Raw genomic sequence first — 16472 nt, forward strand, 5'->3', positions numbered from 1 at the left:
GCGTGGCAGACCGCCCGCCACCGGCGGGGGTGGTCGCCGGCGTCGCAGTCGGCGTCGGCCCGCTCCACCGCCTCGCCCACCGCGTTGTACGCGTCGATGATCAGCGCGGTCAGCAGCTCGTCGCGGCTCGGGAAGTAGCGATAGATGGCCGACGAGACCATGCCCAACTCGCGGGCGATGGCACGCAGATTGAGACCACCCGCGCCCTCGGTGCCCAGCTGGCGCCGGGCGATCTCGGCGATCTCCCTGGTCAGCTCGGCGCGGGCGCGCTCACGTGCGGTGCGTCCGGCGTTCATGGCGCCACCTTAGCAGAGCATCGCACCGAACGGAGAGCGATGCTCTTGACAAGCGCACTCCAAACAGAGAGCATTGCTCTCGGAACAGAGCGACAGACACTGAGGAGCAGGTCATGGGCAAGCACGTCATCGTCGGCGCCGGGCAGATCGGCCGGCTGCTGGCCGAGCGCCTCGTCGCCGACGGCCACGAGGTCACCGTCGTCAGCCGGTCCGGGTCGGGTCCCGACGGCGTCACGAAGGTCGCGGCCAGCGCCGCCGACGAGGCCCGGCTGACCCGGGTCACGCGGGGCGCTGACGTCCTCTACAACTGTGCGAACCCGCAGTACCACCGCTGGACCCAGGACTGGCCGCCGATGGCCGCCGCGATGCTCGGCACCGCGCAGACCACGGGCGCCGTCCTCACGACGCTGGCCAACCTGTACCCGTACGGCGCGGTCGACGGCCCGATGACCGAGGACCTGCCGCTGACCGGAGGCGGTGTGAAGGGGCAGGTCAGGGCGCGAATGTGGGCGGACGCGCTGGCGGCGCACGCGGCGGGCCGCATCCGCATGACCGAGTTGCGCGCGTCGGACTACTACGGTCCGGGCGTACGCGACCAGGGCCACGTCGGCGACCGGTTCCTCCCGCCGCTGCTGGCCGGCAAGCCCGCCACCTACCTGCACGACCCCGGCGTCGTCCGCAGCTGGACCTACGTCCACGACGTCGCCGCCGCGCTCGCCACGGCCGGCAGCGACGAGCGCGCGTACGGCCGGGCCTGGCACGTCCCGACGGCGGCGCCGTTCAGCGCCCGCCGGCTGGCCGACGCGGTGGCCTCGATCGCGGGCACGTCGCCGGCGCGGATCCGCCGCCTGCCGTACTGGGCGCAGGACGTCGTGGGGCTGGCCGTGCCGATGCTGCGCGAGCTCAAGGAGACCCGCTACCAGTTCACTCGGTCGTTCGTCATCGACTCGTCGGCCTTCGAGACGACCTTCGGCCAGCGGCCCACCCCGTTCGACGACGCCGTCGCCGCCACGGTCAGCTGGTGGCAGGCCCAGCGCTGATCGACGACGGCAGCTCGCGGTACGGGAATCCGCGCAGCAGCAGCGCCAGCCGGGCGGCCGACTCCAGTTCCTCGGCGAGATCGGCCGCCAGGTCGACGTCGGCCGCGGCGACCACGCTGCCGTGGTTGGCCAGCAGCGCCGCGTGGTGGTCGGCGAGCGCGACGGCGACGCCCTCGGCCAGCGCCGCGCTTCCCGGCGGGGCATACGGCACCAGCGGCAGCGGCCCGAGTCGCGTGGCCTGGTACGGCGTCAGGGTCGGCAGCGGCTCGTCCAGGCAGGCCACCGCGACGGCATGGACGGAGTGCAGGTGCACGATCGCCCGCGCGTCCGGCCGCACGCGGTACGCGGCCAGGTGCAGCGGGAACTCCTTGGACGGCCGTGCGCTGGACAGTGGCTCGCCGGTCAGCGACAGCACCGCCAGGTCGGCGTCGGTCACCCGGCTCAGCGCACTGCCGGTCGGTGTGACGAACACCTGCTCGCCCACCCGGACGCTGACGTTGCCGGACCCGCCCGGCGACAACCCCAGCGCTGCCAGCCGGCGACACCCCGCGACCAGCGCGTCGACCTCGATCACGGTCCCACCTCCCAGGCGGTCGTGAACAAGTCGGGCGGCCCGAAGTTGCCCGACTTCAGCAGTAGCGCCACAGGCCGCGGCCCGGCGCTGACGGTCCACGGCACGCCCGGCGCGACTTGCGCGCCGATGCGCACCTGCCTGATCCCGAGCGCCTCGGTCACCGCGCCGGACGTCTCCCCGCCGGCGACGATGAACCGGCGCACGCCCGCGTCGGCGAGCGCGCGGGCGACCTCGGCGAGGGCCCGCTCGGCCAGCGCCGCGGCTCGGTCCCGGCCGTGTCGCTCCTGGACGGCGCGTAGTTCCTCGGGTGGCAGCGAGGTGGTGACGACGACCGGGCCGTTGTGGACCGCCGCCAATGCGGCATCGATGGCGATCGTGACGGCGCGGGCGGTGGCGGCCGTACGGTTGTCGACGGCGTGGGTGGCGGCTGTGCGGTGGTCGACGGCGTGGGCTGGGGCGCCTGTGGCTGGGTCGTCGCCGGGGTGTGCGGCCGGGTCGGCGGCGAGGTCGTCGACGGCGATCCGGATCACCGGTCCGTCGAACGCGGCGATCTGCTCTCGGGTCCGCCTCGAGCAACTGCCCGCCAGCACGACGCGGCCACCCGGTCGCTGGGACGTCGCGGCGGCGGAGTGTGTCGGTGCCCGCCCGTAGGGTGGGCCTCCCACCCGGCCGGGCGGGGTGTCACTGTCGCCGAAACGGACGTCGAGGGTATCGACGTCCCCGAAGCCCACGTCGCCGGAACGGGAATCGCCGAAGCTCACGTCGCGGGAACGGACATCGCCGGAACGGGTGTCGCCGAAGCTGACGTCGCCGGCCGGATGGCCAGGCACCGTCTCGGGCGGCGGCGCCGATCCGGCCCACTGCCGCGCCAGTGCGGCGGCCAGGCCGGAGGCGCCGCCGAGGAGGTCGGAGCCGTCGGTGAGGGCGGCGGCGTGCCGGTCGAGGTCGGCGTCGGTGAGGGCGTCCAGCAGCACGTGCTCGGCGGTCTCGGACACCGCCACCCCCGCCGCGGGCCAGCGCACGAGCCCGACCGACCGCGGCGTCTGGGCCGAGAGCAGCCGGACGAGGTCGGCGTCGGTCATCGGGGTCAGGGGATGGTCGCGCAGCGGCGACTCCGACAGCAGCCGCCCGTCGACGAAGAGGTGGCCCTGGTAGACGGTCCGGCCGACGGCGGGCGTGGCGGGCGTTCCGACGGATCGGCCACCGACCAAGCCGGCCAGCGCGTCGGCGACCGGCCCGATGTTCCCGGCAGCCGTCGAATCGAACGTCGAGCAGTACTTCTGGTACAGCCGCCGCGCCCCATGCGCCAGCAGCCAGCGCCCGGCCGCCACCGACTCCGCGACGGCGGACGCCACCGGCGCCGTCCGGGTCCGCAGCGCGACGACGACGCACGCGGTGCCGTCCGGGGGCACGTCCGACGGCGACGGCGGGCCGAACAGCACCGACGCGGGCAGGCCGGCCGCCGTCACGACGCCGGCGAGGTCGCAGGCGCCGGTCACGTCGTCGGCGACGACGCCGAGCCGCAGCACCGTCACGCCTGGATCACCCGGAGCCCGGCCGCCCGCACCGCGGCGACGTCGGCGGACGCGTCGGTGACCAGCGTCGACACGGTGTCCAGGAGCGCGAACCGGATCGGCGCCCGCGCCGCCAGCTTGGACCCGTCGGCCGCCACGACGACCGACCGCGCCGCCGCGGCCAGCGCGCGCTTCGTCTCCGCGTCGTACGGGTCGGCGCAGAACACGCCGGACGGCCCGACGGCGGTCGCCGACAGCACGGCGAGGTCCACCACGATGTCCGACAGTGCAGCACGCACCGCCGGCCCGCCGAACGACCGCGTCGCCGGGTTGAACACCCCGCCGAGCCCGATCAGCCGCAGGTCCGGACGCGCCGCGCACGCCGTCACGACCGGCACGGAATGGGTGACGACGGTGAGCCCGGCGGGCAGCAGCTCGGCCAGCCGGGCGACCGTCGTCCCGGAGTCCAGCGCCACCGTCGCACCCGGCGGCAGCAGGTCCGCCGCCGCCCTGGCCACCGCGGCCTTCCCGGCGGCAAAGCGGTCCGTGCGCAGCTCGAACGGCACGCCGTCGCCGTCGGGCAGCCGCGCGCCGCCGGTGACCCGCACCGCGACCCCGTCGACCTCCAGTTGCCGCAGGTCGCGCCGGATCGTCATCTCCGACACGTCCAGCTCGGCCGCCGCGTGGGCCGCGGACAGGTAGCCGGCCGCCCGCAGCCGCCTCAGCAGCTCGTCGCGCCGGCGCGGCGCGTCGGTGTAGCGCACGCCTCCAGCCAACCGGTCCAGAACCGAGAATGTCAAGAAGCCAACATTTCTTGACGAGTTTGTTCGACTCCGAACAGACTCGACCCATGACCGAACCTACTCTCGACGCGCTGGCGCGGCCCGGCGGCGGCCTCGCGATGGTCGCGATGGATCAGCGCGAGAGCCTGCGCACGATGTTCGACGACGCGGGCGCCGGGCGACCGCCGGACGACGTGCTGACGGCGTTCAAGCTCGCGGTCGCCCGCGAGCTCGGCCCACTGGCGTCGGGCTTCCTGATCGACCGCCACTACGGCTTCGACCAGGTTCGGCGGGACCGGCTGCTGCCGGAGAGCTGCGGGCTGATCCTCGCCGTCGATGCCCTGACGCAGGAGGACGGTGGGCCAGTTGAGGAGACCGCGCTCGACCCCGCGTTCGTCGCCGAGGGCAGCGATCTGGACGGCGTCGCGGCCGTGAAGCTGCTGGTCATCTGGCGCCGGGACGAGCTGCGTGAGCGGCGCGTCGAGCTGGCACTCGAGTTCGTCGAGCAGGCCCGGAAGCGAGGCGTGCTGTCCGTGCTGGAGCCGGTCGTACGGGCCACCCCGGACGAGCTCGGCCGCGGCACGTGGGACCTGAACCCGGCGATCGCCGAGGCCGCCCGCGAACTGTCGCCGCTCGGTCCCAGCCTGTACAAGGCACAGGTGCCGAGCGCCGGTGAGGGCGATCCGGCCGCGCTGCTGGACGCCTGCCGGGCGCTCGACGACGCCGTCACCGGGCCGTGGGTGGTGCTGTCGCAGGGCGTGCGGCAGGACCGCTTCCCGGCAGCGGTCGAGGCGGCCTGCCGGGCCGGCGCGTCCGGGTTCCTGGCCGGCCGGGCGCTGTGGAGCGACGTGGTCGGCGGCCCGCTGACGGAGCTGGCGGCGCGCTCGGCGCCCCGGCTGCGGCGGCTCACCGAGATCGTCGACGAGCACGCGACGCCGTGGTGGACGACGTGACGCGGCTCGGGCTGGTGCACACCGTCCCGGCGCTCGCGGCGACGTTCGACGACCTCGTGACGGACGCGGCGCCGGCGGACGTCGAAGCGATCCACGTCGTCGACCCTTGGCTGCTCCGGACGGCGCTGGCCAGTGGCGTCGGACCCGAGGTCGTCGACCGGCTCGCCGCGCACGTCGCCCACCTGCGTGGCCGTGGTGTCGCCGGCGTCCTCGTGACCTGCTCGACGCTGGGCGAGGCGACCGAGCAGGTGCCGGAGCCGGACCTCCCGGTGCTGCGGGTCGACCAGGGGATGGCCGACCGCGCCATCGAGCTGGCCGGCGACGGCGGCCGGGTGGCCGTCCTCGCGACGGTCGCGTCGACGCTCGGCCCGACGGAGCGGCTGCTGCACCGCAGCGCGCGGCAGGCCGGCCGCGCCGTCACCGTCGAGGCGGAGCTGATCGACGGGACGGGGACCACCGAGGCGGCGATCCGACGGTGGGATGGGCGCGTCGACGTCGTCGTCCTGGCGCAGGCGTCGATGGCCGCCGCTGCTGGCCGTGCGGGCAGCACGGCGACGCCCGTGCTCAGCTCGCCCGAGCTGGCCACGCGGCGTCTCGTCGAGCTCGTCACACGGGTCTGACCTGCGGAGGAACCGCGCGTTTCCGTTTCGTTAGGCCAGAGCCGTTGACGGCGTGGGAGAGTGTGGGTACGTTCTCACATGGCAACGATGCCACATTGGGCGCGGAGCCAGCCGTACCCCGGCCTCGGGCCGGAACGGCGCGTACTTGCGGACAACGCGACGCTCCTTCCCGGACGTCGCTGCAGACGTTCGGGCGCCGCTTGCCGGCGCCTCCCTCTGGAGTGGAGGACGGTCCATGAAGACAGCAGCCGTCAGGTGGAGCGCACTGGCGCTGACGGCCGGCCTGGTGTTCGCCGGGTGCGCTCAGGGCACCAGCGATTCGTCCGACGACGAGACCGGTGGCGGCACCACGTTCGACCCCGAAGCGGAACTGAGCGGTGAGCTCGACGTCATGGGGTTCGGCGCCGGCGACGAGATCGGCCAGACCCGGGTCGACCTGGCCGGCGCGGCCATCGCTCCGGCGACGGTCAAGCTGATCGAGGGCGACCTCGACATCCAGCAGTTCCTGTCGGCCATCGCCAGCGGCGAGCCGCCGGAACTGGTCTACGCGAACCGCGACCAGATCGGCACGTTCGCCTCGCGCGGCGCGATCATCCCGCTGGACGAGTGCATCGACGGCGAGGGCATCGACACCTCGATGTACCTGGAGCCGGCGCTGAACCAGGTGAGCTTCGACGGCAGCGTCTACGGCATCCCGGAGTTCAACTCCGTCCAGATCACCCAGGCCAACGCCGATCTGCTGGCCGCCGCCGGGCTCACGCTCGACGACGTCAACGGCTCGGACTGGGATGCGATCACCGCCGCCAACCAGGCGATGTACGTCGGCAGCGGCGGCTCCCTCTCCGTCATCGGCTACGACAGCAAGCTGCCGGAGTTCCTGCCGCTGTGGGCCAAGGCCAACGGCGCCGACCTGCTTTCCGAAGACGGCCGGACGGCGCAGCTGGACGACCCGAAGGTGGTCGAGGCGCTGGAGTGGGCCGTCGGCATCTACAACGACCAGGGCGGCTTCGGCACGGTGAAGGCGTACCGCGACTCCGCCGACTTCTTCGGCGCGGGCAACCAGTTCGCCACCAACGTGCTCGGTGCGATGCCGATGGAGCAGTGGTACGTCAACGTGCTCAACGACGTCTCGCCGGACGCGCCGATGGCCTTCGACACCGTCCGCGACCGCGAGGGCGAGCCGCTGGCGTACGCGTCCGGCTCGGCGTGGGCGATCCCGAAGGGCAGCGAGAACCCCGAGGCGGCCTGCCGGTTCATCAAGACGATGACCGAGACCGACAGCTGGATCGCCGCCGCACAGGCCCGCGTCGACCTGCGCGAGGCCGAGGGCAAGCCGTTCACCGGCCTGCTCACCGGCAACGCCGAGGCGGACCAGCAGATCCAGGACCAGTTCGTCACGCCCAGCGGCGACGCCAAGTGGGACGCGGCGGTCCAGGCCACCTACGAGGCCAACGACCACACGTTCACGCTGCCGGCCAACCCGGCTGACGCGGAGTTCAAGACTGCCTGGCAGGACGGCGTCAACCGCGTCCTCAACGGGCAGCAGGAGCCCGCGGACGCCCTGGCCCAGGCCCAGGAGGAGGCACAGGCGGCGCTGGACGAGGCGTGGTCGACCTGGGACGAGCGGGAAGAGGGCTGACGCCTTGGCGTCGACGCAGGTCAACGCGTCCGGGACGCTCGGTGATGACCGAGCGGCCCGGGCGCGCCGCATCAGCCGCCGGCGGGAGACGCGTGCGGCGCTGCTGTTCATCAGCCCGTGGATCGTCGGGTTCCTGATCTTCACGCTGTGGCCGATCATCTACAGCGGCTACCTGTCGCTGACCGACTACGACGTGATCAACAGCCCGAACTTCGTCGGGCTGGAGAACTACGAGGAGCTGTTCCGCGACCCGAAGATCAGGACGGCGCTGTGGAACACGTTCATCTTCACGGTCATCCAAGTGCCGCTGTACTGCCTGGTGTCTCTGGCGCTCGCGCTGCTGCTGGACAAGGCCGGCCGGGCGGCGGGCTTCTTCCGCACGGCGTTCTTCCTGCCGAAGATGACGCCGCCGGTGGCCGTCGGGATCCTGCTCTTGCTGCTGTTCAACGGGCAGGACGGTCTGATCAACGGGGTGCTCGGCTGGTTCGGCATCGACGGGCCGGCGTGGACCACGGACCCGAACTGGGTGAAGCCCGGCCTGATCCTGATGAGCCTGTGGTCGGTAGGGTCGTCGGTGATCATCCTGCTGGCGGCGCTGCGCAACGTGCCGCAGGAGCTCTACGACTCCGCGAAGGTCGACGGCGCCAGCTGGTGGCAGCAGACCCGGAAGATCACCGTCCCGATGATCAGCGGCGCGCTGTTCTTCATCTTCATCGTCAACACCATCGCCGGGTTCCAGACCTTCACCGAGGCGTACACGGCGTTCTTCGGGTCGGGCAACACGACCTACAGCAACGACGCGGCGCTGTTCTACGTGATCTACCTGTTCCGCCAGGCGTTCGAGTTCCTGAACATGGGCTATGCCTCGGCGATGGCCTGGCTGCTCTTCGTGATCATCATGATCTTCACCGCGATCCAGATCAAGGTCAGCCGGCGGTTCGTCTATTACGAAGGTGAGCAGCGATGACGGCAGACACGCGGCTCGACACCCCGGCGGAGCCCGAGACCGTCCCCAAGCCGCCCCGGCGCCGCCGCCGCATCACGCCGGTCAAGGCGCTGATCTGGACGGCGCTGATCCTGGCCACGCTGGTCTTCATCTACCCGTTCATCTGGCTGCTCAGCGCGTCGTTCAAGCCACGCGGCGAGGTCTTCGACAACAAGCTCATCCCGGAGACGTTCACCTTCCAGAACTACCTGGACGTGTGGCACGAGGCGCCGATGGCGCTGTGGCTGTGGAACACCGTCCTGGTGACGGTGCTGGCCGCGGTCACGGTCACCGTCAGCAGCGCGATGGTCGCGTGGGGGTTCTCGTACTTCCGGTTCCGCGGCCGCAACTTCCTGTTCGGCATCGTGCTGGCGACGATGATGCTGCCCGGCGCGGTGACGATGATCCCGCAGTTCCTGATCTGGAACAGCCTCGGCATGGTCGACACGCTCACGCCGCTGTGGGCGCAGAACCTGTTCGGCAGCGCGTTCTACATCTTCCTGCTCAGACAGTTCTTCCTCGGGCTGCCACGGGAGTTGTTCGACGCGGCCAAGATCGACGGCGCCAACAACTGGCGGATCTTCACCCGCATCGCCATGCCGCTGTGCAAACCGGCGCTGATCATCACGCTGATCTTCGAGTTCCAGGCGGCATGGACGGACCTCATGCGGCCGCTGATCTACCTGCGCGACAGCGACAACTTCACCGTCCCGCGTGGTCTGAAGGCGCTGCTGGACCAGTACGGCTTCGGCGGCGAGTGGCACTGGGAGATCGTGGTCACCGCGAGCGTCATCACGACGATCCCGATGATCATCCTGTTCTTCCTCGGCCAGCGGCACTTCGTCCAGGGCATCGCGACGACCGGCAGCAAGGGGTGACGACGGTCGACCTCGGCGGTTCGTGGTCGGTACGGGAGGCGCTCGGCGACACCTGGCAGTGGTTCGTGGACCAGCCGGTCACGGCGCGCAACAACGCCGGCGCCGTGGCCGGTGCGGCCGCGCTCGCGCCCGGGTGGCTGCCGGCCCGGGTGCCGGGCGCCGTGATCGGCGACCTGGTCCGGGCCGGCGAGCTGCCGTCCCCGTACGCGGGCCGCAACTCGCGGGCCGCGGAGTGGGTGAGCACGCGGTCGTGGGTGTACCGGCGGACGTTCGAGGTCGCACCGCTGCCGGACGGGTCGCGGGCGGCGCTGTGCTTCGACGGCGTGGACCCGGGCGGGGCGGTGTACGTGGACGGCACGTTGGTCGGCCGGGTCGGCGGGCTGTACTGGGCCGCCCGGTTCGACGTGACGGCGCTGGTGGCGGACGGCGGCTCGCACCGGCTGGCGGTCGTCGTCGACCCGGCGCCGGTGACAGAGCCGCAGGTGGGCCGCACTGAGCGGGTCCGGGTGCACGCGCCTCGGATGGGCTACGGCTGGGACTTCTGCCCGCGGCTGGTGCACCAGGGCATCTGGCGCGGCGTCCGGCTGGAGATCGGCGTCGGGCAGCTGGAGGACGTGTCGGTGCGCCCGGCGGTGTCCCCACACCTGGCGGCCGCGACGGTGGAGGTGTCCGGCCGGGTGTCGGGGGCCGTGGCCGACGCCGTCATGGAGGTGCGGCTCGACGGCGAGGTGGTCGCGGCTGGGCCGTTGTCCGTCGGCGCGGACGGGTCGCTGACCGGGTCCGTCGTCGTGCCGGAGCCGGCGCTGTGGTGGCCGCAGGGGCTAGGCGACCAGCCGCTGTACGAGGTGGTCGTGCGGGCCGGCGACGCGGTGCGCCGGGTGGTCACCGGGTTCCGGCACGCCGTGCTGGCGCCGAACGCCGGTGCGTCGCTCGGCGCGCTGCCCTACACCGCGGTCGTCAACGGCCGGCGGGTCGAGCTGACCGGCTGGAACTGGGCGCCCGCCGACGCCCTGTACGGCGAGATCACCGACGCGAAGGTCGAGCACCTGGTCGAGCTGGCCCGCCGGACCGGGGCGCGGCTGCTGCGGGTGTGGGGCGGCGGGCTGATCGAGACGCCGTCGTTCTACGCCGCGTGCGACCGCGCCGGGCTGTTCGTCTGGCAGGAGTTCTCCCAGTCCAGCTCCGGGATGCAGAGCGCCCCGGCGGACGACCCGGCGTTCGTCGAGCACCTGCGGGCCGAGGCGGCCGCCGTCGTGCCGGGCCGCACGCAGCACCCGTCGCTGCTGCTGTGGGGTGGTGGCAACGAGCTGGAGGACGACGTCGGCCTGCTGTCCGACGACCGCTCCCCCGCGCTGGCGGCGCTGCGCGACGAGGTCGCCCGGCTGGACCCGGGCCGGTCGTGGCTGCCGACGTCGCCGACCGGGCCGCGCTTCCACTTCCGCGACGGCGGGCATGACGTGCACGGGCCGTGGGAGCACCAGGGGCTCACGGCGCATTACACGCTGTACAACGGCGGCAGCGCGCTGGCGCACACCGAGTTCGGCGTCGAGGGGATGGCGAACCGGCGGCTGTGGACCGCGCTGGTCCCGCCGGACGACCGCTGGCCAGTGGGCCGTGGCAACCCGGTCTACCGGCACCTCGGCGACTGGTGGAACAACGCGACGCTGGTTCAGGAGTGCTTCGGCGGGCGTCTCGGCACGCCCGGTGCGTTCCGCCGGGCTAGCCAGTTCCTGCAGGCCAGCGGGCTGGCGTACGCCGTGGAGGCGGACCGGCGGCGGTGGCCGCGGTCGAGCATCGTGCTGCCGTGGCAACTGGCGGAGTCGTACCCGAACGCCTGGTGTACGGCCGTCGTCGATCACGCCGGCGAACCGAAGCCGGCGTACCACGCGGTCGCCCGCGCGTACCGGGCCGAGCGGGTGACGGCCCGGCTGGCGCGGCTCGCCTTCGGGCGTGAGCCGGTCGCCGTCGAGGCCTGGCTCTGGTCGTCGCCGGGACGCGCCGGCGGCGGCACCGTGACTGCCCGGCTGCTCGACGTCTCCGGCGTCGTCCTGGCCGAGGAACGCTGGCCGGTCGCGGACCCCGTCGACACGCCACGTCCGGCCGGCCGGCTGGTCGTCGACGCCCCGCCGCCCGACACTCTCGTGCTCGCGGAGCTGATCTGGTCGGACGCCGACGGCCGGCTCGTCGACCGGGAGTGCCTGCCGCTGTCGACCGCGTCCGACCTCACCCCGCTGCTCGACCTCGAGCCCGCCACGATCTGGTTCCACGTGGAACGTCGGGGCGAATCGGTGGAGGTCGCGCACACCGCCGGACCTGCCGTCATCGGTCTGCAGCTCAGCGACGACCGGCCGCCGGAGTCGACCGGCTGGGCTCTCGTCGACGGCGATCCGCGGCCGCTGCTGCCCGGCGAGCGCCGCACGTTCACCGTCGAGTGGCGGCACGACACCGGGCCGCGGCGGCTGCTGCTGGAGTCGTGGAACACCGAACCCGTCGTGCTGGAGGATGTATGACCTTCCGCTGCCCGCCGGACTTCCTGTGGGGCGCGGCCACCTCGGCCTACCAGATCGAGGGCAGCCTGGACGTGGACGGCCGGGGCGAGTCGGTCTGGGACGTCTTCGCCCGGCGGCCGGGCGCCATCGAGGGCGGCGGCGACGGCTCGCTGGCCAGCGACTCCTACCGCCGCTGGGCCGACGACGTCGAGCTGATCGCGTCGCTGAGCCTGAACGCCTACCGGTTCTCCGTCGGCTGGTCGCGCATCATGCCCGACGGCCGCGGCCGGGTCGAGCCGCGCGGGCTGGACCACTACGAGCGGCTCGTCGACGCGCTGCTGGCCTGCGGCGTGACGCCGGTGCTCACGCTGAACCACTGGGACATGCCGCAGGCGCTGATGGCCGACGGCGGCTGGATCGCGCGGTCCTGCGTCGACGCGTTCGCCGAGTTCACGACGGCCGTCGCGGGTCGGCTGGCCGACCGCGTCGAGTGGTGGATCACGCAGAACGAGCCGTGGATCATCGCGCTGCTCGGCTACCAGCTCGGGCTGCACGCGCCGGGCGTCCGCGACCTCGGTGCGTCGGTCACGGCCGGGCACCACGTGCTGCTCGCACACGGCGCCGGTGCGGACGTTCTGCGACAGCATCCGGGCACGCGCGTCGGCGCGGCACTCAGCCTGTTCCCGTGCGACCCCGCGACGCCGTCCGACGAGGACGCCGCGGCCGCCGTGGGCTCCGACGGCTACGTCAACCGCTGGTACCTCGACCCGCTGGCCGGCCGCGGCTACCCCACCGACATGCGCGAGCACTACGAGCGCGCGCTGGGCCGGGAGCTGAGCGAGATCCGCGACGGCGACGAGGACGCCATCGCCGGGCGCAGCGACTTCCTCGGCGTGAACTACTACACCCGCCGCGTGATGGCGGCCGCACCGCCGGGGCCGTTCCCGTGGCGGGTCGTCGGGCCGTCCGGCGACGTCGCCCGCACCGACGAGGGCTGGGAGATCGCGCCGGACTCGTTCCGCGACCTGCTGCTCCGGCTGCACCGCGACTATCCGTTCCCGTTGGTCGTGACGGAGAACGGCGGCGTGTTCGGCGACGCGCCGCTGCACGACGGGCGGGTGCGCGACGTTCGCCGGCAGGCGTTCCTGCGCGCGCACATGCGGGCGATGGGCGAGGCGATGGCGGCCGGCGCCGACGTGCGCGGCTACCTGCACTGGTCGCTGCTGGACAACTTCGAGTGGTCGCTGGGGTACAGGCCGCGGTTCGGGCTGGTGCACGTCGACTACCCGACCGGGCGCCGGACGGTGAAGGACTCCGGCCGGCTCTACGCCCGCATCGTCGCGGCCGGCGGGCTGGACGGCATCGAGGAGGACGCGTGACGCTGACCGTGGACGGGACCGTCGTGACCGGAGCCGGGTACCGGCTGGAGGTGCACCCCGAGCAGCCGCGGGCCGTGCTCCGCGACGCCGAGGGCCGGGTGTGGACCGAGCTGTCGCTGCTGGCGAGCATGGACGTCGTCGGCGGACGGGACGAGTCGTACGACGTCGCGCCGGCCCGGATCGTCTCCCGGTCGGCGGACACGGTGGAGCTGGTGGTCGAGGCGGCGAGCGCGGTGTGGGGGCGCAAGGCCGTGCACGTGCGCTGCACCGACGGTGAGCTCGAGGTGTGGGCGACGGCGTCCGGCGGGCGGGAGCGCCTCCTCGGCGAGGTGACGCTGCTCGGCGGCCGCGCGGTCCTGCGCAGCGGCGCGGCCGGGACGTTCCGGTCCGCCATCCGGTTCGTGTCGCTGTTCAGCCCGGCGCCGACCGAGCCGGTACACGTCGTCCGTCCGTCGAGCGCGGCGTCGTCGCTGGGCGTCGTTGGCGACGCGGAGCCCGGCCGGCTGCACGGCATCTTCTCGCCGCCGCCGCTGTGCTGGGCGCTGGGTTCCCGCCCGGCCGACGGCGCGACAGACGTGCCGGACGGGCCCTGGTGGGGGCTGTCCGTCCGGGCGCCGGTCCACGAGCTGACGATGACCGCCGTCCGGTACGACCCGCTCGACGGCGGCTTCCTGCTGCGGCTGGACTACGAGGGGCACACCGTCGCCGGCGACGAGGTCCGCACGCCGTCCGTCGTGCTGCGTCCGGCCGCGACGCCGTGGCAGGCGCTCGCCGACTACCGCGACGATCTGGTCGAGCGCGGCCTGGCGCCGTCGCCGCCTCTTGGGCCACGGCCGGACTGGTGGACAGCGCCGATCTTCTGCGGCTGGGGCGCCCAGTGCGCCCGCGCCGCTGCTGGTGCCGGCGTGCCGGCCGCGGACCTCGCCCGGCAGGAGGTGTACGACGACCTGCTCGGCCGGCTCGACGCGGCCGGGGTGCGGCCCGGCACCGTCGTCATCGACGACCGCTGGCAATCCGCCTACGGCACCGGTGGGGTCGACACCGCGCACTGGCCGGACCTGCGCGGCTGGATCGCCCGGCAGCACGCCGCCGGTCGCCGCGTGCTGCTGTGGTGGAAGGCATGGGACCCGGCCGGGCTGCCCGCGGACGAGTGCGTCACCGACCCGGCCGGTCGCCCGGTCGCCGTCGACGTGGCGAACCCGGCGTACCGCGCGCGGCTGGCCCGCATCGTCGCCGAGCTGCTCGGCCCGGACGGCCTGGACGCCGACGGCTTCAAGGTCGACTTCACCCAGCGGGCGCCGTCCGGCGAGTCGCTGCGCGCCGCCGACGGCCCGTGGGGCATCGCCGCGCTGCACACGCTGCTGGCCACGATGACCGCCGCGGCGAAGGCGGCCAAGCCGGACGCGCTGGTCGTCACGCACACGCCGCACCCGTCGTTCGGCGACGTCACCGACATGGTCCGGCTCAACGACGTGCTCGAGCGGGACGTCGCCGGCGCTCCGGTGCCCGTCGTCGAGCAGCTGCGGTTCCGGCACGGTGTGGCGCGCGCTGCCCTGCCAGGGCACCCGATCGACACCGACCAGTGGCCGATGCCGGACCGCGCGTCGTGGCGCGCCTACGTCGAGGCGCAGGCCGGGCTGGGCGTGCCGGCGCTGTACTACGTGGAGTCGATCGACAACTCCGGCGAGGCCTTGACCACGGACGACCTCGCACTGGTCGCGCGCACGTGGGCGGAGTACCGCTCGTGACCGACGTCGTCGTCTACGGCGCCACGTCCGGCGGGGTGTGTGCGGCGGTTGCCGCGGCCCGGGCCGGCGCATCCGTCGTCCTGCTCGAACCGGGGCGGCACGTCGGCGGCATGACGTCGGGCGGGCTCGGCTACACCGACGTCGGCGACGTGCGGGTGGTCGGCGGGATGGCCGGCGAACTGCGCCGCGCGATCGCCGATTGGTACGGCGTACCTGGAGGGCACTACGCCGGGCCCGAGCCGCACGTCGCCGAGGCGATCTACCTGCGCTGGCTGGAGCAGGCCGGTGCCGACGTCCGCTTCGGCGCCGTTCTCGCGGCGGCGTCCACCGCGGACGGGGCGATCCGGTCGGTGACGCTCGCGGACGGGTCGAGCGTGGCCGCCGCCGTCTTCGTCGACGCGTCGTACGAGGGTGACCTGCTCGCCGCGGCGGGCGTGCCGTACGCCGTCGGGCGCGAGGACCGGTCGCTGTACGGCGAACGGTACGCCGGACGGCAGGAGCTGGTGCCCGGTATGCACACCGTCCCGCCGTGGATCTCCCCGTTCACGGACGACGGCGACCTGCTGCCGCAGCTGCACGACCGCCCGCTCGCTCCGGTCGGGAGCGGCGACGGCGGCGTCATGTCATACGGCTACCGGGTCTGCCTGACGCGGGCTGACTCGCGGGTGCCGTTCCACCGTCGCGACGGCTACGACGAGGCGCACTGGGAGCTCGGCCGGCGCATCTTCGACCGGTGGCGCCGCGACGGGGTCGAGGTGCGGGCCGGCCGGCTGCTCGGCCTGGAACAGAACCTGCCGAACGGCAAGTGCGACGGGAACTCGCTCGGCCCGTTCTCGCTGAGCGTGCTGGACGGGTCGGCGTGGGCGTACCCGACAGCAGGCCCGGACGAGCGGGAGCGGATCCGGCGGCACCACCTGCACCACGCACAGGACTTCCTCTGGTTCCTGTCGCACGACCCGGCAGTGCCGTCGTCCGTCCGGTCGGAGCTCGCGGGCTGGGGCTACGCCGCCGACGAGTTCGCCGACACCGGGCACCTGCCGCACCAGTTGTACGTCCGCGAGGCGCGCCGGATGCTCGGCGAGTACGTGCTGACCGAGCACGACCTGCTGCCCGAGCCGCGGCCCCAGCACGACGTCGTCGCGATGGGCTCCTACCACGTCGACATTCGCGAGGTGCAGCGCACGTGGCGCTGGGTGGCCGAGCACCCGAAGCCGGTCGGCATGGTGTTCACCGAGGGCTACCTGTCGGTGCCGGTGCGGCCGTACCCGATCCCGTACCGGGCCCTGGTGCCGCGGTACGCCGACTGCACGAACCTGCTGGTCCCGGTCTGCCTGTCTGCGTCGCACGTGGCGTTCGCGTCGGTGCGGATGGAGGTGCAGTACCAGCTTCTCGGCCACGCCGCCGGGCTGGCCGCAGCCGACGCCGCACGGACCGGGCGGCCCGTCCAGCCCATCGACGTGGCCCGCCTGCAGGAGGCCCTGCACCACGGCGGTCAGGTGCTCGCCCCCTGACCCGCGTTCCTGCAGGCGGGCCGCCGCGCTCTCATCGGCCGACGTGCCCTGGATGGCGCTCGCC

At 73.4% G+C, this 16472-nt stretch carries 14 protein-coding genes; 10 read left to right on the forward strand and 4 right to left on the reverse strand.

Annotated features, from left to right (window positions below):
* Positions 1–296, reverse strand: a 296-nt coding sequence (locus ACW62_RS35145) for a TetR/AcrR family transcriptional regulator (RefSeq protein ID WP_205629233.1), incomplete at its 3' end; no start/stop codon positions are given.
* A gap of 113 nt (positions 297–409) precedes the next feature.
* On the opposite strand from ACW62_RS35145, the gene ACW62_RS08970 reads away from it, so the two are divergent.
* A complete protein-coding gene (locus tag ACW62_RS08970) occupies positions 410–1336 on the forward strand; it encodes an NAD-dependent epimerase/dehydratase family protein (RefSeq protein WP_053203763.1) in 927 nt (308 codons plus the stop codon).
* Here the strand turns inward: ACW62_RS08970 and ACW62_RS08975 are convergent.
* From ACW62_RS08975 to ACW62_RS08985, 3 genes are read right to left on the reverse strand one after another with little or no spacing between them, the layout of a single operon-like run.
* Complete coding sequence (locus ACW62_RS08975; RefSeq protein ID WP_205629234.1) at positions 1311–1910, reverse strand: class II aldolase/adducin family protein; 600 nt, start codon at positions 1908–1910, stop codon at positions 1311–1313. The two genes, ACW62_RS08970 and ACW62_RS08975, sit on opposite strands and share 26 nt — an antisense overlap.
* Entirely contained in the window at positions 1907–3445 is a 1539-nt protein-coding gene (locus ACW62_RS08980) for a four-carbon acid sugar kinase family protein (protein WP_053203764.1), read from the reverse strand. The genes ACW62_RS08975 and ACW62_RS08980 overlap by 4 nt, the downstream gene beginning before the upstream one ends.
* Positions 3442–4188, reverse strand: coding sequence for a DeoR/GlpR family DNA-binding transcription regulator (locus tag ACW62_RS08985; RefSeq protein WP_053203765.1), 747 nt, complete (start codon positions 4186–4188; stop codon positions 3442–3444). The genes ACW62_RS08980 and ACW62_RS08985 overlap by 4 nt, the downstream gene beginning before the upstream one ends.
* Before the next feature lie 86 nt (positions 4189–4274).
* On the opposite strand from ACW62_RS08985, the gene ACW62_RS08990 reads away from it, so the two are divergent.
* From ACW62_RS08990 to ACW62_RS09030, 9 genes are all read left to right on the forward strand, one after another.
* The gene (locus ACW62_RS08990) at positions 4275–5159 is read left to right on the forward strand and encodes a hypothetical protein (RefSeq protein WP_053203766.1); all 885 of its coding nucleotides are present in this window, start codon (positions 4275–4277) and stop codon (positions 5157–5159) included.
* Positions 5144–5779 (forward strand): hypothetical protein, encoded by a 636-nt coding sequence (locus ACW62_RS08995; protein ID WP_053203767.1) that lies wholly within the window; start codon positions 5144–5146, stop codon positions 5777–5779. The genes ACW62_RS08990 and ACW62_RS08995 overlap by 16 nt, the downstream gene beginning before the upstream one ends.
* A gap of 235 nt (positions 5780–6014) precedes the next feature.
* Positions 6015–7418, forward strand: a complete 1404-nt coding sequence (locus tag ACW62_RS09000) for an extracellular solute-binding protein (protein ID WP_053203768.1) — start codon at positions 6015–6017, stop codon at positions 7416–7418.
* Positions 7419–7488: 70 nt separating this feature from the next.
* A complete protein-coding gene (locus ACW62_RS09005; RefSeq protein WP_053204022.1) occupies positions 7489–8385 on the forward strand; it encodes a carbohydrate ABC transporter permease in 897 nt (298 codons plus the stop codon).
* Positions 8382–9281 (forward strand): carbohydrate ABC transporter permease, encoded by a 900-nt coding sequence (locus ACW62_RS09010; RefSeq protein ID WP_157574559.1) that lies wholly within the window; start codon positions 8382–8384, stop codon positions 9279–9281. The genes ACW62_RS09005 and ACW62_RS09010 overlap by 4 nt, the downstream gene beginning before the upstream one ends.
* Positions 9278–11791, forward strand: coding sequence for a glycosyl hydrolase 2 galactose-binding domain-containing protein (locus ACW62_RS09015; protein ID WP_053203769.1), 2514 nt, complete (start codon positions 9278–9280; stop codon positions 11789–11791). Before ACW62_RS09010 ends, ACW62_RS09015 begins: the two co-directional genes overlap by 4 nt.
* Positions 11788–13149 (forward strand): GH1 family beta-glucosidase, encoded by a 1362-nt coding sequence (locus tag ACW62_RS09020; protein WP_053203770.1) that lies wholly within the window; start codon positions 11788–11790, stop codon positions 13147–13149. Before ACW62_RS09015 ends, ACW62_RS09020 begins: the two co-directional genes overlap by 4 nt.
* Positions 13146–14897: an alpha-amylase family protein gene (locus tag ACW62_RS35150; RefSeq protein ID WP_053203771.1), complete on the forward strand. Its 1752-nt coding sequence runs from the start codon at positions 13146–13148 to the stop codon at positions 14895–14897. The genes ACW62_RS09020 and ACW62_RS35150 overlap by 4 nt, the downstream gene beginning before the upstream one ends.
* A complete protein-coding gene (locus ACW62_RS09030) occupies positions 14894–16408 on the forward strand; it encodes an FAD-dependent oxidoreductase (protein ID WP_205629236.1) in 1515 nt (504 codons plus the stop codon). Before ACW62_RS35150 ends, ACW62_RS09030 begins: the two co-directional genes overlap by 4 nt.
* Positions 16409–16472 lie beyond the last annotated feature (64 nt).

Source organism: Jiangella muralis, assembly GCF_001270745.1.
GTDB lineage: Bacteria > Actinomycetota > Actinomycetes > Jiangellales > Jiangellaceae > Jiangella > Jiangella muralis.